Below are 18741 nucleotides of genomic sequence, written 5' to 3'. Positions count from 1 at the left end.
GGTTCATGCTGCGGGGAAGGACTTCGCGGCGGCCAGGAAGGCGTCGTTCTCCTCCGGCGTGCCGATGGTGACGCGAACGCCGTCATCGGTGAACGCGCGCACCACCACGCGGTTGTCCAGACAGTGCTCGTTGAACTCCTGCGTGCGCTCTCCCAGCGGCAGCCACACGAAATTCGCCTGTGTCTCCGGAACCTCGTAACCGTTGCCGAGCAGCTCGTCGCGAACGCGAGAACGCTCGGCAACCACCTCGTCGCAGCGCACCTTCAGCTCGTGCTGCGACTCCAGCGAGGCGATGGCCGCCTCCTGGGCGAGCGCGTTGATACTGAACGGGATGCAGACCTTGCGCAGTGCCTCGGCCACCTCGGGCGGAGCCACGGCATACCCCGCCCGCAAGCCGGCCAGGCCGTAGGCCTTCGAGAACGTACGCAGCGAGGCGACGTTGTCGCGCTGCCGGGTCAACTCGATGCCGTCGGGGGCGTCCGGGTCGGTGACGAACTCCCGGTAGGCCTCGTCGAGTACCACGAGCACATCGGACGGCACGGAATCGAGGAAGCGCTCCAGCTCAGCGCGGCGCAGGACGGTCCCGGTGGGGTTGTTCGGCGTACACACGAACACCATCCGTGTGGCCGGGGTGATCGCCGCCGCCAGCGCGTCGAGGTCCAGCTCGTGTTCCTCGGTCAGCGGTACCCGGACCTGCCGCGCACCGGCGACCTGGGTGATGATCGGATACGCCTCGAAAGAGCGCCACGGGAAGACGACCTCGTCCTCGTTGGTGCAGGTCGCCTGAACGAGCTGTTCGCACAGGGCCACCGATCCGCAGCCGACGGCGATCCGTTCCGCGTCGACGTCCAGCCGGGACGACAGCGCGTCGATCAGCTTCGTGGCGCCCATGTCCGGGTAGCGGTGTACCTCGGGCGCCGCGCGCGTGATGGCCTCGACGACGCTGGGCAACGGACCCGCGGACACTTCATTGCTGGCGAGCTTGATCGACCCCGGAATGGTGCGCCCGGCGACGTAGGCGGGCAGCTGATCGAGGTCGGCACGGGTGCGCACGCTCATTGACGACTCCTTGGTTCTCGGTCGGCGGATTGCGCCGTACCTGGAAGGTAACCGGTCTCGGTGAACTCCGGTATGCCCCGGCGGGCACCGATCGGGGCCGAGCTCGTGCTCCGTGCTCCTTCGCGGGAGCTGCCCGGAAATATTGCACCGGATGGGCGAGCATGCGGAGTGATATCGATTACTCGTCACCGTTATGGGGTAATCCGTCAGGCTGAGCACGTTGACTTCCGTTCACCCCGGCATGGTTACCTGCACGGTATGATCCAAACCCGGACCGAGACGGTCGCGCTTACTGACGGTACCCAGTTGCGTTTGACGGTGGCCGAACCGGACAACGTGGTACGTGGCGGGATCGTCGTCCTGCATGAGGCGCGTGGTGTCACGGACCGGGTACGCCTGCTGGTCAGTGGGCTCGCCGAAGAAGGCTGGCTGACTGTCGCCCCGCATCTCTACCACCGGGACGGCACCGACGAGTTCGCCGAGAGCGACGGTGAGGACCGGATTCGCGATCAGGTGCAACGGCTTTCCGGCGAGTCCGTCCTGGCCGATACCGATGCTGCCTTCGTGTGGTTGGCCGACCAGGGAGTCGCCGAGCGGCAGGGCATCGTCGGGTTCGACATCGGAGGAACCGCCGCGCTGGTGGTGGCCGCGAGTCGCAGCATCGGTGCGGCGGTGACCGTCGGCGGAGACGGCATTCTCACCCCGCTGTCGGAGGGGCTGCCACCACTGGTCGAGGTCGCGGGAGAGCTCACCTGCCCCTGGCTCGGACTGTACGGGAAACGTGCGGAACGCATCCCGGTCGAGGAAGTCGAAAAGCTCCGTGAGGCCGCGGAGAGTGCCGGTGTTGCCACCGATGTGGTGTGCTATCCGGATGCCGATCACCGCTTCGACACCGATCCGAACGCCGCGAACGAGGCATGGCGGCGTGCCCGGAACTGGTTCGACCTGCATCTGCGCTGATCTCTGCTTGTGCCGTTTCGCCCTGGTGGGTTGTCTCGTCGGCCGGCGGGAAGTGGCGATCGGGATGCGGTGCGGTGGGCACATCGGCGCGGTCTTGCCCAGGATGGGGTTGTCCGTGGCGCAGGGGCACCCGTTGTGGGTGAGGAAATTGTGGGTTAGGAAGCAGCCATGACATCCAACACCAATCCGGATTCCACGCCCGAGCTGTTGTGGCAGCCGTCGCCGGAGCGCGTGGCGGCCAGTCGGATGGTCCGATTTCGTGACTGGTTGCGTACGCATCGCGACCTCGATCTGCCCGACTATCATGCGCTGTGGCGGTGGTCGGTGTCCGACCTGGAGGGCTTTTGGGGGGCACTGGCGGAGTTCTTCGACGTCGATTTTCACGACCGCCCCCGCCGGGTGCTGACCGAGGAGGCCATGCCCGGCGCCGAGTGGTTTCCCGGCGCCACGCTGAACTACGCCGAGCACGCCCTGCGCGACGGACCGGGCAGGGGCGATGCGGATCCGGCGGTGGTCTTCGCTCGGGAGGATGGGGCCGGCGAGGAGATCACTTTCGGTGAGCTTCGGTCCCGGGTCGCTGCCGTACGAGCCGGTTTGATCGAACTGGGCGTGCAGCGCGGTGACCGGGTCGCCGCACTGGCGCCGAACAGTCCGGAGACGCTGGTGGCTTTCCTGGCTGCCGCGAGTCTGGGGGCGACCTGGTCGTCGTGCTCACCGGACTTCGGGTTGCGTGCCATTGCCGATCGTTTCGTGCAAATCGAGCCGAAGGTGCTGGTCACCGTCGACGGTTATCTCTACGGTGGCCGCAGTTTCGATGTGCGCTCCACGGTCGAGGAACTGCGGGGGCAACTGCCGGACCTGGGGGGCACGGTGCTGATCGACTATCTCGGCCACGGCGCGAGCCTGCCCGGCACCGTCGGCTGGGACGAGCTGCTGGGCCGCCATCGTGGTGCGGAGCTCGCCTTCGACGCGGTGGACTTCGACCATCCGCTGTGGGTGCTGTACTCGTCGGGAACCACGGGGCTGCCCAAGGGCATCGTGCACGGTCACGGTGGCATGGCGCTGGAGCATCTCAAGGCGGTCGGCCTGCACTGCGACCTCGGCCCGGGTGATCGTTTCTTCTGGTTCACCACCACGGGATGGATGATGTGGAACTTCCTGGTGGGTGGTTTGCTCGCCGGGGCGACGGTGGTGCTCTACGACGGCAGCCCGGCGCATCCGTCGCTGGCGAGCCTGTGGGAACTGGTCGAGCGCTACCGGGTGAACTACTTCGGTACCTCGGCGCCGTTCATCCAGGGATGTCTCAAACAGGGTCTCCGGCCCGGCGACGACTACGATCTCTCCGCGCTGCGCGCGATCGGCTCGACGGGTGCACCGCTTTCCTCGGACGGCTTCGACTGGATCGCCGACGCGGTGGGCTCGGACGTGCAGATCGCCAGTGTCTCGGGCGGCACCGATCTGTGCACCGCGTTCGTGGGGGCCTCGCCGGACGTGCCGGTGTGGAAGGGCGAGATCTCCTGCCGGATGCTCGGCGCCGCGGTGGCCGCCTACGACGAGCAGGGCAACGAGCTGCGCGAGGAGGTCGGGGAGCTGGTTGTCACCAGGCCGATGCCGACCATGCCCGTGTTCTTCTGGAACGACCCCGACGGCAGTCGCCTGGCTGATGCCTACTTCGACACCTTCCCCGGGATTTGGCGGCACGGCGACTGGGTCAGGATCACCGAGCGGGACACGGTGGTGATCTACGGCCGCAGCGACTCCACGCTCAACCGGGGTGGCATCCGCATGGGTACCGCCGAGTTCTACCGCGTCGTGGAGGGCTTCGACGCGGTGACCGACTCGCTGGTGATCGACACCTCCGGCACGGGCGAGACCGACGGCGAGTTGCTGTGTTTCCTCGTGCTGGCCGAGGGGACCGAGCTGGAGCAGGTCGAGCCGGAGCTGAAGGCACAGCTGCGCAGCCAGCTCTCGCCCAGGCACGTGCCGAACCGGTTCATCGTGGTCGGTGAGGTACCGCACACTCTCAACGGCAAGAAACTGGAGGTGCCCGTCAAGAAGATCCTCGCGGGCACCGCACCGGAACGAGCCGTCAGCCGCGACGCCCTGCAAAACCCCGAATCACTTGAACCATTCGTGCAGCTCAGTGCCGGTTTTTCGGGCTGAGTCCCTGCGTGCGGAGGGGAGGTCACCGCTTCCGGTGGAAGCCGGCGGACGTAAAAGTGACCCCCCTTTGCTCGTCGGTTCGGGCGGTGTGTAGTCTTTTCTCCGGTGGCCGTGAGGACTACCCGGAGGCTTCGCCTAGTGGCCTATGGCGCCGCACTGCTAATGCGGTTGGGGCATCCCCCCTCCCGGGTTCGAATCCCGGAGCCTCCGCCGGGGCCTCCGTCGTAAGACGGAAGCTCACAACTGAACATGCGCCCGTAGCTCAACGGATAGAGCGTCTGACTACGGATCAGAAGGTTTGGGGTTCGAATCCCTACGGGCGCACGTCTGGTCGAGACAGCTTGAAACCCCCGGTACGCTGGGGGTTTTTTGCTGCTCGGGACTATCTCGGAAGACGGCTCAGTCGGTGATCCGGCCTTCCGGTGTGCGGCGGGGGCGGTCGGATGTCGGCCACACGTAGTCGAGGTCGGACGGCACGTCGGTGAACCAGCGGCGGTAGTGTTCGGGATCCTTGCGTAGTAGCGCGGATCGGTGGCTGCGATGGAATCCCGGATCGCCGAGCCATGGGGGCAACTCGCCTGCCGTGGCCAAGGAATCCTGGGTGCGCACCGTGGTCAGTCCGGTTGCTCGTGCCAGGTCTTCTCGTAAGGAGGAGGCGCAGGTGTCGGAACGGCCTGTCGAGCACCATACTCGGCAAATCTCGATGCCGTAGCGGGTTAACGCCTCTTCGTAACCCGCCCACATGTTCGCCGCTGGATGGTGACGCCAGCCGTATCCGGCGATGGTCAGCGCACGGAGTACTTGCAGTGCCTCCACCCGCTGCTTACCCAGCCGCCGTGGATCGAGGATCCGCGCGGTCGCCGCGAAATCCGGACACGGGAGAAACGTCTGCACGGTGGTCGGTCTCCACGTACTCGAAAGGCCCTTTTCCGCGACACGAAGTCGAGGCCCCGCTGTGTGCAACGGGGCCTCGGCAACCGACGTTCAGGCTGTCAGCGGTTGATGATCCCGGCGTTGATGACCTTGTTGTCCGAGATGTTGACGTAGGTCCAGTCCCACTTCCAGTCCCAGTCGAAGTTCTTCTCGACCTTCTTCTTGTGCGTCTCGGAGTGGTAGGAGTCCCAGCCGTGATCGCCGTTGTGCCCGTTGTCCCCACCCGAGGCGGAGGCGAGTCCTGCTCCTCCGATGGCCAGAGGCAGGGCGAGGGCGCTGACGACAACCGCACGAGAGAGCGAACGCATGCGTATGCCTTCCTTTCTTGGTGAATCCGGACGCCTGACCACGTTGTTCGAGCACGGTGTCCGGGACCGGAGTCGGGCTTTGCCGATTCCTGTTTACCTGTACTCGCCCCTGGTGGCTGCCCCGCGTGCTGTTGCTTCACCTCATTGTGTGGCATGCTCGAAAATTCTGTAACAAAGCAGTATCCCGCGGTATGTCAGGGCACTTCGGAGATCGGCTGGAATATTCCTCGCCGGTGCTCGGCGAGTCGATCGGAAGAATGCTTCGGTAAAATGAAGAATTTATATGAAAATTCCTCGAATGATGAAGTGCGGTATCACTCGGTCCGAACGGCGATCGCCATTCCCTGCCCCACACCGGCGCAGGCGGCGGCGATGCCGAGCCCGCCACCCCGATGGCGCAGATGTCGGCACAGATCCACCACGGCTCTCGGCATCGAGGTTGCGAACGGATGGCTGTAGGCGATCGCCCCGCCGTGCACGTTCACCCGCTCACGATCCACGTCCGGTAGATGATGCAGCACCGACAGCACCGTCGCGGCGAACACCTCGTTGATCTCCCACAGGTAAACGTCGTCGGTGGTCGCGCCGAGCCGGTTCAGCAACCGGTGGATGGCGGCAACCGGTGCGAGGGTGAATCGGTGTGGTTCGGTCGCGGCTGTCGCGCTTCCCACCAGCTCCCCGATCGGCTCCACGCCGAGGCGGTCGGCATATCGCTCGGACCCGACCAGGGCAGCCAGTGCTCCGTCGCCGAGTGGTGCGGAGTTGCCCACCGTTACCAGCCCGTTCGGGGAGAACCTCGGAGGCAGCTGAGCGAGCTTGGCCTCGCTCAGCTCGGCCCGCACCGACTCGTCGCGGCGTACCGTGCCACCGCCGGGTGTGGTGACGGGAAACACGAATCCCTCGTGTACGCCGGCGTCCCAGGCGGCGGCCGCGCGCCGGTGGGAACGCAGCGCGTAAGTATCCATCCGGGCCCGTGTGATGCCCAGCTCCGCCGCGACCTGCTCGGCGGCTTCTCCGGCAGGCACCGTCCACGCCGGGTCCATTCGCGGGTTCACCAGACGCCAGCCGGACGCTGTGGAAACGGCATCGAGCCGATCGGGCAGGGCCTGCTCGGCCCTGGGCACCACGAACGGTGCCCGGCTCGTCCCTTCCACGCCGCCCGCTACGAGCAGTTCCGCGTCGTCGGCGCGCACGGCCCGCGCGGCCTGCACCAGTGACTCGCCACCGGAGGCGCCCAGGCGGTTCATGGTGACGCCGGGGATGGTGGCGGGCAGCTCTGCCAGCAGCGCGGCCATCCTGGCGACGTTGCTGTTCTCCTCACCTGCTCCATTGGTGTTGCCGTAGAGGACGTCATCGATGTGTTCCGGGTCGAGCTTGGCGCTGCCGGAAGGGCCGTGGCGCCGCAGGAGCTCGATGAGGGGAAGGGCGGCGAGGTCGTCCACGCGCACACCGGACAGGACGCCACGGTAGTGACCGAACGGTGTCCGTGCGGCGTCGAGGAGGAGGGCGCGGGCCATGGCTCCATCGTGGCCGATGTGTGGCCGTGGGGATAGTGCGCCGACCGGATGAGCGACGTACGTTGCTTTGGTCAATTTCGCGAGAAATTGACCGGTTTCACCCCATCGGGGGGACTTCGGCAACGGCGGAATTCGCATCCAGGGTGCGGATGCGACCGCCCCGGTCGCCGATTTCCCGCAGCCGCCGCAGTGTGTTTCGGGTGCCCAGCGGAATCGTGGTGCGTTCTCGTTCGATGTCACCCAGCGCATCAAGTATCCGCCGCGCCTGATTTCCGGCATCCACAGTGGATTTCAAGGACCCGGTTGATGCGAGCGAACCGCGGGCGGCTCCCAGGCGTCCGAGCGTGTCGTCGACCGCGTCGAGCAGGGCGACACGGTTGCCCTCGGTCATGGCGCGGATGAGTTCCGGTGATCCGGCACTGACTCGGGTTCCGTCGCGGAAGGAGCCCGCTGCCAGAGACATCGCCAACGGGCCGCCGTCGGATCCGACGGCGGCGAGCACGGCGGCGAGCACGTGGGGTAGGTGCGAGATGCGGGCAACGGCGGTGTCGTGCTCGGCCGCCGAGGTCGGAACCACCCGCGCACCGCAGTCGAGTGCGAGTGCAGCGGCCTCGCACCAGGCGTCCTCCCGGGTGTCGTCCTCGACGGTGACCGCCCAGGCGGCGTCGGAGAACAGGTCCGGCCCGCCCGCCGACCAGCCGGAGGACGATGTCCCGGCCATGGGATGTCCCCCCGCATAGCGAGCGCCGGGCAGCAATTGCCCGACCTCGCTACTCACCGGCTCCTTCACACTGACGACGTCGGTCAACCACGCCTCCGGCGCGTGCCAGGCCACCTTCCGCAGAATCTCGCGGACGGCGGGCAGCGGAGTGGCGATCACGACCAGCGCGTCCGCGGCCGCCGCCCGGCGCAGCGCGTCCTCCACCGTGGCTTCGACGGAATAGCCCTCCGCGCGCGCCGCGGCAGCGTCGCCTTCCGAGGTCGTGGCCGCCCACCCCGCGCGGCCCGCCGACGTGGCGGCGCGCAGCACCGAGCCACCGATCAATCCCAGTCCGATCACGCACACGGCACGCATGGGGCCATCCTGCCCGAGGTCCCGCTTCGCCACCCAGGGGGTTGATATTGCGGCTCCGACACCTGTACGGGACTCCCGCACGGGTGAAAACCGCTCCTGAAGGAGACGGGAGAGCGCTGGTGCTTTCGGGTGGCGCCCACACGCTTTACGGTGTCCCCATGACGGTCCAGGAGCCGGTCGCGGGCTTAGCCGTTGCCGTGGTGCGAGAAGACGGTCGGTGGCGGTGCAGCGCGATGGACAGCTCGGCACTGGCGAGCCTCGATGCCGCCATCACGGAACTGCGCGGCCTCCGCTCCACCGGTGCGGTGTTCGGCATGTGCAATGTGGATGACGAGTTCTTCGTGCTGGTCCGTCCTGTGCCCGGGGGAGTGGATCTGCTGTTGTCCGACGCGGCGGCGGCTTTGGACTATGACATCGCCGCCGACGTTCTCGACCTGTTGCGGACCGACCCTCCGGACGAGGACGACGACGAAGTATGGCCGGAGGGCAACCTGGCGCTGCTGTCCGATATCGGCATGCCGGAGGGCGAGCTGCTGGTGATCATCGAGGAGGTCGACCTCTACCCGGACGAACAGCTGGAGATGATCGCACAGCGCTGTGGGTTCGGGGAACAGTTCAGCGGGCTCATGGAGCGGCTCGACCAGTGATCTCCGGCGGAGATCGCGCGCTGGTGCGCGCGGCGTTGGAAGTCGCCCCCGATGCCCTGCCCACCGGAGATGTTCCGATCGGTGCGGTGGTGACGGGGCCGGACGGTGCGCTGCTCTCCCGCGCGTGCAACGAGCGGGAGTCGCGGAGGGACCCGACGGCGCACGCCGAGATGTTGGCCTTGCGGTCGGCGGCTGCCGTTCACGGCGACGGCTGGCGGCTCGAGGGCTGCACGCTCGCTGTCACCGTGGAGCCGTGCACGATGTGTGCGGGAGCGCTTGTGCTGGCCAGGGTGGCCAGGGTGGTTTTCGGCGCGTGGGAGCCCCGGACGGGGGCGGTCGGGTCGCTGTGGGACGTGGTTCGCGACCGGCGGACCCAGCACCGTCCCGAGGTCGTCGGTGGTGTGCTCGCCGAGGAGTGCGCGGCCCTGCTGGCGGACTTCTTCACCGACCAACGCGAAGTGAAATAGCTCACATTGGTTCATTCTCGGGAGGTGCTGGGTACTCCTCAGCTGCAAGGACCCACGCGAACGGAGAAAGCGATGAGCACGTTCGACAAGGTCAAGCAGCAGGCACAGCAGCTCACCGGCAGGGCGAAGGAAGCTGCGGGCCGGGCAGGCGGCAATCGGGACATGGAAGACGCGGGCAAGCGCGACCGCCTCGAAGGCAGCGCGAAGGAAACCGGCCAGAACGCCAAGGACAAGGCGGCCGGAGCCGTCGAGAACGCCAAGAGGCAGTTCCGCGGGCGCGGTGACAACCGGCGCTGAGTCCCGCCGCGGAGACACCACCCCCTCGACGCAGCGGACTCTCCGTCCGTTACGCTTGTTGGCGGTAGCGTGTCCGAGCGGCCTAAGGAGCGCGACTCGAAATCGTGTGGGGTTAACAGCCCCCGTGGGTTCGAATCCCACCGCTACCGCACCGAAGGCCGGACGCCGGGAGCCCCTGCGTCCGGCCTTTTCGCGTTCGGTTCACCGGGTTCGGCCGGACGCGCCTTCCCGGCCGGCCCCGGCCCTCTCCCGTGCGGCCCTCCATCGGCAGTCTCAGCCCGGTTGCAACGGCAGGTCCCGGTACTCGTGCTGGACGCTGATCCAGTGGTCGGTGGTGAACTCCTCGATGGCCCACTCGCCACCGAAGCGCCCGATCCCGGAGGCCTTCTCGCCGCCGAACGCCGTGTTCGGCTCATCGTTGACCGTGGTGTCGTTGACATGGGTCATGCCCGCCTCCACGCGCTGTGCGAAACGCACCCCTCGCTCGACGTCGGTGGTGTAGACCGCACTGGCCAGGCCGTACTCGGTGTCATTGGCCAACTGGAGCGCCTCTTCCTCGCCCTTGGCCCGAATGACCGTCGCGACCGGCCCGAACACCTCCTCGGCGGCGGTTGCCACCTTGTTGGTGCCGAGGAGGAGGTGGGGCGGCAGAACACGTCCGGCAGGGCCGGAAGGATCACCGGACACCAGTAGTTGAGCCCCGTCGGAGACGGCACGCGAGATCTTGTCCTGGATCGAGTCGCGCTGACCGTCGTTGATGATCGGACCGATCTGGGTGTTCGGGTCGTCGGGGTCGCCGACCCGCAGGGCTCGAACGCGGTTGGTGAGCCGCTCGACGAAGTCGTCGTGCACCGAGTCGTCGACGATCACTCGGTTCGTCGCCATGCACACCTGCCCCTGGTGGAAGTACGAGCCGAACACGGCGGAATCCACCGCCCGATCGAGGTCGGCGTCGTCGAGCACGACCAGGGGGCCGTTACCACCGAGTTCCAGGGAGCACCGTTTCAGCGCGGCCTGCTGCCCGATCCCCTCGCCCACCGGAGTCGAGCCCGTGAACGAGACCACTTGCGGGATGTCGTGGGTCACGAGTGCTTCACCGACCTCGCTCCCCTTGCCGATCACCACGTTGAACAGTCCGGGCGGAAGTCCCGCTTCCTCGTAGATCCGGGCCAACAGCAGGCTGCCGGTCACCGGCGTGTCCCCCGATGGTTTGAGCACGACCGCATTGCCGAGCGCGAGTGCCGGTGCCACCGAGCGGTGGGACAGCTGGAGCGGAAAGTTCCACGGGCTGATCACCGCGACGACCCCGACCGGCTGGCGATACACCCGGTTCTCCTTGCCCGGCAGGGTGCCGGGCAGGATGCGCCCCGCCACCCGTGACGGGTAGGAGGAAACCTCGAACATCCCGGCTCGGACCAGTCCCCATTCGAACTCGGCCCGTTCCCGAACGCCACCGGTTTCGCTCACGAGCCAGTCGACGATCTCCTGCTTGCGTGCGTCCATGACGGATATCGCTCGGCGGAACATTTCGGTTCGCTCGGCGGGCAGAGTCGAAGCCCAGGAGACCTGCGCCTGCCGGGCCGCACGATAGGCCCGGTCGACATCGCTCGCATCGGCGTAGGGAATCTCCGTCAGGACCTCGTCGGTATAGGGATTGACGTCGGTGCGCACCGTCCCGGAGCTTCCGCTACGCCATTCCCCGTCCAGCGGCATCCGGTCGAATCCCGTGTAGGCCGCGGGTTGCTGACCACCAGTGGACATCTGCTGCTCCTTCGGTCGCCGGTAGCTGTCCCCGCGGAGTACCCGTGGTGGACAGGCGCGCAAGCACCCCGACCGGTGCGAGATTGCTCAGGAGCCGGGGAATTGCTCAGGCGGGCGGCACGGAGCCGGCTCACCGAGCGGGTTCCGAATCAGGTGATGTCGGCGAAGCGTTCGACGTCACGGGACCGGCCGGAGACGATGAGGATGTCGCCTCGGTTGAGCACGGTTTCCGCCGTGGCGTAGGTGAACCCCTGGCCGGGACGTTTGATGCCGACCACGGTGACCCCGTACTTGCTTCGGATGTTGCTGTCTCCCAGGGGGCGCTCCGCGGCCGCAGCGGGCGCGAGGGTCTTCACGATGGCGTAGTCGTCCTCGAACTCGATGTAGTCGAGCATGCGTCCGGTCACGAGGTGGGCGACGCGCTCGCCCATGTCGTGTTCGGGCAGTACGACGCGATGCGCGCCCACACGTTCCAGGATGCGCCCGTGCCTGCGGCTGACCGCTTTGGCCCAGATGGCGGGGATGTCGAAGTCGGCGAGTACGGAGGTCGTCAGAATGCTGGCCTCGAGGTCGTCACCGATCGCGACCACGGCGCGGCGGAAGTCGGGCACATCGAGTTGGCGCAGCACCTCCGGATCGGTGCTGTCGGCGACGGCGGCATGGGTCACCTCGTCGGAGAACTGCTGCACCAGGTGCGGCCTGGTGTCCAGGGCCAGTACCTCGGAGCCGTGCTCGACGAGTTCCAGCGCCAACGAGCTACCGAACCTGCCGAGTCCGATCACCACGACGCGGGAGGGACGCGTGCTCTGGTTGTCTCTAGCCAACGATGGGTCGCTCCTCCGGTAGTTCATAGCGGCGACCGCGCTCACGGAGAGCCAGCGCGGAGGCCAGGGTGATGGGGCCCAGTCTGCCGGTGAACATGAGCACCACCAGCACGAGTTGGGCCGCGTGCGGTAGGTCGGCGGTGATGCCGGTGGACAATCCGACCGTGCCGAACGCCGAGATCGATTCGAACAGCACCGCGTCGAGTCCGAACGGGCTGAGCAGCAGCAGGGTCAGGGTCGCGGCGATGACCATACCGACGCCGAGCAGTACCACCGTCAGGGCTTGGCGTTGTACCCCGTTCGGGAGTTTACGGCCCATGACGTGCACGCTCGGCACACCACGGACCTCGGCTGCGATGACGAAGGCCAGCAGCGCGAAGGTGGTCACCTTGATTCCGCCTGCAGTACCGGCGCTGCCGCCTCCGATGAACATCAGGATGTCGGTGACCAGCAGCGTCGCCGGATGCATCTCACCGACCTCGACGGTGTTGAACCCGGCTGTTCGGGGGGTGATGCCGTGGAAGACCCCGGCGAGCAGCTTCCCGCCGATGCCGAATCGGCCGAGAGTCTCGGGATTGCTCCACTCGAACGCGGTCACCGTGACCGTGCCGAGCAAGACCAGGGCACCGTACGTGAACAGGGTGATCCGGGCGTGCAGCGACAATCGGCGCTGTCGCTGCCGCAATCGCCGTCCGATGCCGAACAACACGGGGAAGCCGAGCCCACCGATCACGATGGCCACCAGCACGGGCACACACACCCACGGGTCGGTGGCGTAGCGCATCAGGCTGTTGGGGTACAGCGCGAACCCGGCATTGTTGAACGCCGACACGGCGTGGAAAACACCGAAGTAGCCCGCATGTCCCAGGGGCTGGCCATAGCCGATGGCGAACCGCGCGGTCAGCGCTGCCGCGGTCAACGTCTCCACGGTCAAGCTGACCATGATGACGCCCGCGATCACCGAGCGAACGTCACCGAGGTCGAGGCTTTTGGTCTCGGTCTGTGCGGTGCGTTGCATCCGCAGGCCCAGTCGGCGGGTGACCAGCAACCCCAGCAGGGAGGCCAGCGTCATGATGCCGAGCCCGCCGATCTGGATCAGGCCGAGCACGACCAGTTCCCCGAAGGTCGACCAGTGTGCGGCGGTGTCGACGACGATCAAGCCGGTCACGCATACCGCCGAAGTCGCGGTGAACAGGGCCGTCACCCAGTTCGTGGGCGTGCCGCTTGTACTGGCGACGGGCAGTAACAACAGTGCTGTTCCGACCAGGACGGCGAGGCCGAACCCGAAGACGACCATTCGCGCGGGCTGCCTGCTGTCGGGCAACAGGCGGCGCAACACGCGGAGGGCGTTCCGGAGTGCGGATCGTTCCGATCTCGGAACCGTGCGAGAGGTCACACCGACTTCCCGGTGACGCGGTCAGGGCTGAGCACATGGGTCATCAAACCCTGCACGTTAGCCCATTCGCCCCCGGATCCTCCCGTGCCGCTGTCTGCCTGTCCGTCGCCTGGAGAGCGCGATCCGGCAGCGCCCCTCGCGCGCCGGTGCGTTCGCGTTGCTCTTCGCTGTCCTCCGGGGTGGCGGAACGGTTAACCTGGTGGGAGCTGTGCGGGACGTGTGATCAGTGGAGCCCTGGTGAGCGAAGACGTACGCGCTTCGGACGCGGAGCGGGAGGCGGTGGTCGAGCGTCTCCAGCGAGCGTTGTCCCAGGGGCGACTGAGCGTGGCCGAGTGCGACGAGCGCATCGCGTCCGCTTACGCCAGCACGACGCGGGGCGAGCTGGCGGTACTCACGCGGGATCTTCCGGGGAACCTCTGGTAGCGCCGTTGTCAGGTCTCGGTGCTCGTGGGGCCGTCGTCGGTCCGGTCGCGACCGTTGCGCCACCACGCCGGGGACGGTTCGGCATCGGAATTCGGCTCGGTCGATGCCGAATACCGGGAGGTGGCTTGTCCGGTGGCGTGTTCGAAAAAGCGCAGTACCTCCACCGGGAACGGCATCACCAGAGTGCTGTTCTTCTCCGCGGACACTTCGACCACCGTCTGCAACAGGCGCAACTGCAAGGCTCCCGGTGCCGTTTCCATCGCGTCGGCGGCCTCGGCCAGCTTGTTCGATGCCTGCAACTCACCGTCGGCGTTGATGACTCGAGCACGCCGATCGCGCTCGGCCTCGGCCTGCCGCGACATCGAGCGTTGCATGCCCTCGGGCAGCGAAACCTCCTTGGTCTCGACCCGATCGATGCTGATGCCCCAATCCTCGGTCGGGGTGTCGATGACCCCCCGCAACTCATCGTTGATCTGCTGCCGATCCGTCAGCAGCGTGTCCAGATCGGCCCGGCCGATCACCGAGCGCAAGGACGTCTGCGCGACCTGGGAGGTGGCGTGCAGGTAGTCCGAAACATTGATCACGGCTTTGACCGGATCCTCCACGCGGAAGTACACCACGGCATCCACGCTGATCGAGACGTTGTCCCGGGTGATGGCTCCCTGTGCGGGAACGTCGAGCACGGCGGTCTGGACCGGCACCTTCTTCATCCGGTCCACGAACGGCACGATCACGCGCAGTCCCGGCTGACGCACCGGTGACAGCAGCCGGCCGAAGCGCAGCACCACCCCGCGTTGGTACTGCTGCACAGCGCGCAGTCCCGCACCCACGAGCACGAGCAGGAGCAGGATGACAAGGACGATTGCCGTCCACACAACGCTCACGGCTTACGCTCCTTTCGCGCGGCGGAGCACCACATCGTCCACTCTTGCGCCAAGGTACGCCTCGGTACTGTGGGTTTCCGATTCGTAGCCGCAGGTCACGAGCACATGACGACCCTTCCGGGGAGCCCTGCCCCGCGGGCACAACACCGAGTGTGACCTGTGCTTCCGCTACTCGCATGGGCCACCGCTCGTGTCCGTTGAAGTCGGTGCTGACGCGGATCACCTCGTCGGGCAGCTCGCGAGCGAGGTCGTTCTCACCGATGTGGCGGTAGCAGTCCATCGCGTAGAAGTCGTACTTCGACGGGTCCACGACGAAGTGGTTTTCGACGTTGTCCGGGTAAGGCATTCCTTCGAGCACGAGGCGCCCGTGCTCCAGGGTCTTCAGCATCTCGTCACGGTGGCCCATTCGCGCGAGCGCTTTCGCCTTCTGGGCGATGAGCTGGACGCTGACGCTGTGGTTTCCCGCGGCGGCCTCGGCCGCCATCGGCGGCCGCGAGGCCGCCTCGGTAGTCCCCCGACGTGAGTGCGAACCACGCGCGCATCTCGTGAGCCCATCCGAGGATTCCGGGGCTGCCGACTTCATGGCCCAGTGTCAGGGCGGAGCGTCGAGTGGCTTCTGCGGAACGCTTGTCGCCGAGGTCGTACTCGAGGCAGCCGACGAGCAGCGTCAGCCAGCCTGCCAGTTCCAGCGTTTCCCGCCGCTGGCGGAAGCTGACAGGGCTCACGATGTCGAGCGTGCTCATCCCGGTCGCGGTCACAAGGTCGATCTCGCTGTTGCTTCTGCCAAGAGGTGGAAACAGCGACGCGGTAACTGTGCCGAGCGTGGCCGCGATGTGCGAGGTTCACCACGTCGGCTGACGGCCACGCCACGGACCAACCGAATTCCCGAACGCGAACAGGGCCGGGCGCTGGTGTCGCGCCCGGCCCCGTGACCTGCGGAGGATACGGGATTCGAACCCGTGAAGGGGGATGCCCTTACACGATTTCCAATCGTGCGCCTTAGGCCGCTCGGCCAATCCTCCGCGAACAAGTGTACGGGACGGGTGTCGATCGGCAGCCATGGGGGGCGGGCCGCCTCGGCGGTGAAGCCGCGCGGACCGATTCTCCGGTTGGACGGACCCCCGTCTCGTCGTGTGCCACGGTTCGTTACACTTGAACGTGGACCCCGTGCGGCGTCCAACCTGTGAACTCCCCCAGGGCCGGAAGGCAGCAAGGGTAAGCGGGCTCTGGCGGGTGCACGGGGTCCCCTTTTTATCGGGTTGTACGCGGCCCCGCAGGCTGTCGCCTGCCGTTGTCGAGATGTCCGGCCGACCACGTAAAGTCCCCGGTGTGGCGCTCGCCCTCTACCGCAAGTACCGGCCGGCGACCTTCGGTGAGGTCGTCGGCCAGGAGCACGTCACCGAACCCCTGCGTACCGCGCTGGCGTCCGGCCGCATCAACCACGCCTACCTGTTCTCCGGGCCACGGGGTTGCGGCAAGACCTCCAGCGCGCGAATCCTCGCGAGGTCGCTGAACTGCCTGCACGGACCGACTGCGGAGCCCTGTGGGGAGTGCGATTCGTGCGTCGCTCTCGCCCCCGAGGGGCCGGGCAGTGTCGACGTCATCGAACTCGACGCGGCCAGCCACGGTGGTGTCGACGACACCCGCGAACTCCGCGACCGTGCCGTGTTCGCCCCGGCACAGTCCCGCTACCGGATCTTCGTCATCGACGAGGCCCACATGGTCACCCCGCAGGGCTTCAACGCCCTGCTCAAGATCGTCGAAGAGCCGCCGGAACACCTGGTCTTCATCTTCGCCACCACCGAGCCGGACAAGGTGCTCACCACCATCCGCTCGCGCACGCACCACTACCCGTTTCGGCTGATGCCTCCGGGCACCATGCGCGAGCTGCTCGAACGCATCTGTGGTGAGGAAGGGGTACGGGTCGAATCCACCGTGTACCCGCTGGCGATCCGCGCGGGCGGCGGTTCGGCACGGGACACCCTGAGCGTCTTCGACCAGTTGCTGGCAGGCGCGGGCGACGAGGGCATCACCTACGACCGTGCGGTCGCGCTACTCGGTGTCACCGACGTCGCCCTGATCAACGACATGGTGGACGCTCTCGCAGCGGGCGATGGTGCCGCGGTCTACGGGACGGTGGACCGACTGGTCGAGGCGGGACATGATCCACGCCGCTTCGCCTCCGACCTGCTGGACCGATTGCGGGACCTGGTGCTGTTGAACGCGGTGCCCGACGCGGCGCAGCGCGGGCTCGTCGATGGCGGCGGTGACGACCTCGCCACCATGCAGAGCCAGGGCGACCGACTCGGTGCGGCGACCCTGTCCCGGTTTGCCGAGATCGTGCACACCGGTCTGTCCGAGATGCGCGGTGCCACGGCGCCGCGCCTGCTGCTGGAACTGCTGTGCGCGCGGATGCTGCTTCCCACCGTTTCCGCGGAGGAGACCGCGCTGCTGCAGCGTCTGGAGCGTGTCGAGCGGCGTATGACCATCGCGCCGCCGGAGAGCAGCTCTTCGGGGGAGCACGCGGAAACCGCGGGCCCCGAACCGGGTTCGGCACCGGCGGAGCCCGAGAGCGGACCACCGCGGCGTGTGTTCCAGCGGCCACACGAGCGAGCCGCCCAGCAGCACGCCACCCAGCAGCAAGCCGCCCAGCAGCAGGCGGCCCAGCAGCAGGCGGCCGAGACCGGGGCGTCGGCGTCCGGGCCTGCGACGGGAAAGGACACCCCTGCGGAGAAGCCGCCTGCGGAGAGCACATCTGCGGAGAGCACATCTGCGGAGAACGGGCGGTACGAGTCCGAGGGTGTGCAGTCGGGAAGGCAACAGGGGACCGCCGAACCGGCGCCGTCCGAACAGGACGCCACCGCAGCGCGGCAGCAGCCCACCGAAACCCGCTCGGCTCAGCCGCCCGAGGGACACGCCGAGTCCGGGGCTACCTCCGGCGGGCTCGACGCCGCCGCGGTGCGGCGGGTGTGGACGGAACTGCTGCGTGCCGTCGCCGAACGCCACAAGCCCACGCAGGCTCTGCTGCTCAACGCCACCGTGCAGGACCTGCGTGACGGCACTCTCGTGTTGTCCATGCCGACAACCGGGTTGCTGAAGCAGTTCGCCCAGCAGCACCGGGTCGAGTTCGTGCGCGATGCCATGCGGGCCGTTCTCGGTGGTGAATGGCAGGTCCAGTGCGTGGAGGAGGGGGCCGCCGCTGCGCAGCAAGGCGGGCAGGCTGCCGGTGACCGGGCACAGGCCCGGCCATCGCAGGCAGCGCCTTCGCCGGGCGGGTCCTCGCCGGGCGGATGGACTCGGCAGCAGGAATCCCGAGGCCCGCAGGACTCGTCTGCGCACCGGGCCTCGGCGGAGTGGTCCGGCGAAACGCGCGGAGAGCAGCCTTCGGCGGGGTCACCGGGGCAGGAGAACCGTGCCGCATCGAACGGAGTACGCCCGGAAGCCGGCTCCCCGAGCGAGCACGGCAGCGTCCCCCCGCCTCCGGAACCCTCGGAACCCCCGGATGAGCAACCGCCTCCGGAGCCGCTGCCGCCGGAACCGCCACCGGAGCCGCTGCCTCCGGAGCCGCCGGACGAGGAACCGCCACCGGAGGATGTTCCTCCGCCGCAGGAGTTTGCCCGGCAGCAGGAGGATGCCGTACAGAGCGCGGAGCCGGAGCTCGCAGGCACCGCTTCCCCGGCTCCTGCTTCCCGGGTCGCTGCGTCTCACGGGGAATCCGCTGCGTCGTCTCCCGGGGGAGCAGCGGAGCAGCCGCAGCAGGAAACGCAGGACCCGCAGGAAGCGGCCGTCGAACTCTTCGCCAGCGAACTCGGAGCTCGCAGGATCGAGGACACCTGAGGCAATGGCGCCCGAGGCGATGCCGCGGTGTCCGCGAATCACCGGAGAACGTGGGCATCGACCCGCTGCGTGGGATATCCGATTACGCTGGCGAGGAAGGACCCTGCACCGGTGCGGTGCGTTGCCATCGCCGCAGGGTCGGCGCGGAGACCCGCAGAGACCGCGGAGACCCGGCGAACAGCCGAACCAG

Annotated in this window: 17 protein-coding genes, 4 tRNA genes and 1 other RNA gene; 12 read left to right on the top strand and 10 right to left on the bottom strand. The window is 67.5% G+C overall.

Going from position 1 to position 18741, the window contains the following annotated elements; genetic code table 11:
* Positions 1-3: 3 nt before the first annotated feature.
* The gene (gene hisC / locus JOF55_RS09940) at positions 4-1059 is read right to left on the bottom strand and encodes a histidinol-phosphate transaminase (protein WP_310272810.1); all 1056 of its coding nucleotides are present in this window, start codon (positions 1057-1059) and stop codon (positions 4-6) included.
* Positions 1060-1317: 258 nt separating this feature from the next.
* Here hisC and JOF55_RS09935 point away from each other — a divergent pair, with 258 nt between their 5' ends.
* The 4 genes from JOF55_RS09935 (at position 1318) to JOF55_RS09920 (ending at position 4506) form a co-directional block, all read left to right on the top strand.
* Entirely contained in the window at positions 1318-2019 is a 702-nt protein-coding gene (locus tag JOF55_RS09935) for a dienelactone hydrolase family protein (RefSeq protein ID WP_310272808.1), read from the top strand.
* Between the two features lie 168 nt (positions 2020-2187).
* Positions 2188-4182, top strand: a complete 1995-nt coding sequence (locus JOF55_RS09930; RefSeq protein ID WP_310272806.1) for an acetoacetate--CoA ligase — start codon at positions 2188-2190, stop codon at positions 4180-4182.
* A gap of 124 nt (positions 4183-4306) precedes the next feature.
* A tRNA-Ser gene (locus JOF55_RS09925) sits at positions 4307-4392 on the top strand.
* Positions 4393-4433: 41 nt separating this feature from the next.
* Positions 4434-4506: transfer RNA gene (locus JOF55_RS09920), tRNA-Arg, on the top strand.
* Positions 4507-4581: 75 nt separating this feature from the next.
* Here JOF55_RS09920 and JOF55_RS09915 read toward each other — a convergent pair.
* From JOF55_RS09915 to JOF55_RS09900, 4 genes are all read right to left on the bottom strand, one after another.
* The gene (locus JOF55_RS09915) at positions 4582-5076 is read right to left on the bottom strand and encodes an MSMEG_6728 family protein (protein WP_310272804.1); all 495 of its coding nucleotides are present in this window, start codon (positions 5074-5076) and stop codon (positions 4582-4584) included.
* Positions 5077-5174: 98 nt separating this feature from the next.
* Positions 5175-5423 carry a hypothetical protein gene (locus tag JOF55_RS09910; protein ID WP_310272802.1) on the bottom strand — a complete coding sequence of 83 codons (249 nt, stop codon included), beginning with the start codon at positions 5421-5423 and terminating at the stop codon, positions 5175-5177.
* A 314-nt stretch (positions 5424-5737) separates the two neighbouring features.
* Entirely contained in the window at positions 5738-6940 is a 1203-nt protein-coding gene (locus JOF55_RS09905; protein WP_310272800.1) for a thiolase family protein, read from the bottom strand.
* Between the two features lie 97 nt (positions 6941-7037).
* Positions 7038-8015 (bottom strand): prephenate dehydrogenase, encoded by a 978-nt coding sequence (locus JOF55_RS09900; RefSeq protein WP_374727438.1) that lies wholly within the window; start codon positions 8013-8015, stop codon positions 7038-7040.
* Between the two features lie 158 nt (positions 8016-8173).
* Between JOF55_RS09900 and JOF55_RS09895 the strand changes: the two genes are divergently transcribed.
* The 4 genes from JOF55_RS09895 (at position 8174) to JOF55_RS09880 (ending at position 9575) form a co-directional block, all read left to right on the top strand.
* Positions 8174-8662, top strand: coding sequence for a tRNA adenosine deaminase-associated protein (locus tag JOF55_RS09895; RefSeq protein ID WP_310272795.1), 489 nt, complete (start codon positions 8174-8176; stop codon positions 8660-8662).
* A complete protein-coding gene (locus JOF55_RS09890) occupies positions 8659-9129 on the top strand; it encodes a nucleoside deaminase (RefSeq protein WP_310272792.1) in 471 nt (156 codons plus the stop codon). The genes JOF55_RS09895 and JOF55_RS09890 overlap by 4 nt, the downstream gene beginning before the upstream one ends.
* Before the next feature lie 72 nt (positions 9130-9201).
* Positions 9202-9426, top strand: a complete 225-nt coding sequence (locus JOF55_RS09885; RefSeq protein WP_310272790.1) for a CsbD family protein — start codon at positions 9202-9204, stop codon at positions 9424-9426.
* Positions 9427-9489: 63 nt separating this feature from the next.
* Positions 9490-9575: transfer RNA gene (locus JOF55_RS09880), tRNA-Ser, on the top strand.
* Positions 9576-9699: 124 nt separating this feature from the next.
* Here JOF55_RS09880 and JOF55_RS09875 read toward each other — a convergent pair.
* The 3 genes from JOF55_RS09875 to JOF55_RS09865 all read right to left on the bottom strand — a co-directional run bounded on the left by JOF55_RS09875 (position 9700) and on the right by JOF55_RS09865 (position 13308).
* A complete protein-coding gene (locus JOF55_RS09875; protein WP_310272788.1) occupies positions 9700-11187 on the bottom strand; it encodes an aldehyde dehydrogenase family protein in 1488 nt (495 codons plus the stop codon).
* Positions 11188-11336: 149 nt separating this feature from the next.
* On the bottom strand, positions 11337-12011 hold the full coding sequence (locus tag JOF55_RS09870; RefSeq protein ID WP_310272786.1) for a potassium channel family protein: 675 nt from the start codon (positions 12009-12011) through the stop codon (positions 11337-11339).
* A complete protein-coding gene (locus tag JOF55_RS09865) occupies positions 12004-13308 on the bottom strand; it encodes a TrkH family potassium uptake protein (protein WP_374727437.1) in 1305 nt (434 codons plus the stop codon). Before JOF55_RS09865 ends, JOF55_RS09870 begins: the two co-directional genes overlap by 8 nt.
* Before the next feature lie 336 nt (positions 13309-13644).
* Between JOF55_RS09865 and JOF55_RS09860 the strand changes: the two genes are divergently transcribed.
* On the top strand, positions 13645-13830 hold the full coding sequence (locus tag JOF55_RS09860; protein WP_310272782.1) for a DUF1707 SHOCT-like domain-containing protein: 186 nt from the start codon (positions 13645-13647) through the stop codon (positions 13828-13830).
* Positions 13831-13838: 8 nt separating this feature from the next.
* Here the strand turns inward: JOF55_RS09860 and JOF55_RS09855 are convergent, their stop codons facing one another.
* A complete protein-coding gene (locus JOF55_RS09855; RefSeq protein ID WP_310272780.1) occupies positions 13839-14714 on the bottom strand; it encodes a slipin family protein in 876 nt (291 codons plus the stop codon).
* Positions 14715-15148: 434 nt separating this feature from the next.
* On the opposite strand from JOF55_RS09855, the gene JOF55_RS09850 reads away from it, so the two are divergent.
* Entirely contained in the window at positions 15149-15646 is a 498-nt protein-coding gene (locus JOF55_RS09850; RefSeq protein ID WP_310272777.1) for a hypothetical protein, read from the top strand.
* 4 nt (positions 15647-15650) lie between these two features.
* On the opposite strand, the gene JOF55_RS09845 is transcribed toward JOF55_RS09850, so the two are convergent.
* Positions 15651-15736: transfer RNA gene (locus JOF55_RS09845), tRNA-Ser, on the bottom strand.
* Positions 15737-15871: 135 nt separating this feature from the next.
* On the opposite strand from JOF55_RS09845, the gene ffs reads away from it, so the two are divergent.
* An RNA gene (gene ffs / locus JOF55_RS09840) (signal recognition particle sRNA small type) lies at positions 15872-15966 on the top strand.
* A 77-nt stretch (positions 15967-16043) separates the two neighbouring features.
* Complete coding sequence (locus JOF55_RS09835; RefSeq protein ID WP_310272775.1) at positions 16044-18551, top strand: DNA polymerase III subunit gamma and tau; 2508 nt, start codon at positions 16044-16046, stop codon at positions 18549-18551.
* The last annotated feature ends 190 nt before the right edge of the window (positions 18552-18741 follow it).

It is taken from the genome of Haloactinomyces albus (assembly GCF_031458135.1).
Classification (GTDB): domain Bacteria; phylum Actinomycetota; class Actinomycetes; order Mycobacteriales; family Pseudonocardiaceae; genus Haloactinomyces; species Haloactinomyces albus.
Note: the sequence above shows the minus strand (reverse complement) of the source record. Positions and strands in the feature narration are given on the sequence as shown.

Excerpts from the sequence above, each read along its gene's own strand:
- hisC (WP_310272810.1), bottom strand. The coding sequence starts at position 1,059 with ATGAGCGTGCGCACCCGTGCCGACCTCGATCAGCTGCCCGCCTACGTC.
- JOF55_RS09935 (WP_310272808.1), top strand. The coding sequence starts at position 1,318 with ATGATCCAAACCCGGACCGAGACGGTCGCGCTTACTGACGGTACCCAG.
- JOF55_RS09930 (WP_310272806.1), top strand. The coding sequence starts at position 2,188 with ATGACATCCAACACCAATCCGGATTCCACGCCCGAGCTGTTGTGGCAG.
- JOF55_RS09910 (WP_310272802.1), bottom strand. The coding sequence starts at position 5,423 with ATGCGTTCGCTCTCTCGTGCGGTTGTCGTCAGCGCCCTCGCCCTGCCT.
- JOF55_RS09905 (WP_310272800.1), bottom strand. The coding sequence starts at position 6,940 with ATGGCCCGCGCCCTCCTCCTCGACGCCGCACGGACACCGTTCGGTCAC.
- JOF55_RS09900 (WP_374727438.1), bottom strand. The coding sequence starts at position 8,015 with ATGCGTGCCGTGTGCGTGATCGGACTGGGATTGATCGGTGGCTCGGTG.
- JOF55_RS09895 (WP_310272795.1), top strand. The coding sequence starts at position 8,174 with ATGACGGTCCAGGAGCCGGTCGCGGGCTTAGCCGTTGCCGTGGTGCGA.
- JOF55_RS09885 (WP_310272790.1), top strand. The coding sequence starts at position 9,202 with ATGAGCACGTTCGACAAGGTCAAGCAGCAGGCACAGCAGCTCACCGGC.
- JOF55_RS09875 (WP_310272788.1), bottom strand. The coding sequence starts at position 11,187 with ATGTCCACTGGTGGTCAGCAACCCGCGGCCTACACGGGATTCGACCGG.
- JOF55_RS09865 (WP_374727437.1), bottom strand. The coding sequence starts at position 13,308 with ATGGTCGTCTTCGGGTTCGGCCTCGCCGTCCTGGTCGGAACAGCACTG.
- JOF55_RS09850 (WP_310272777.1), top strand. The coding sequence starts at position 15,149 with ATGAGCTGGACGCTGACGCTGTGGTTTCCCGCGGCGGCCTCGGCCGCC.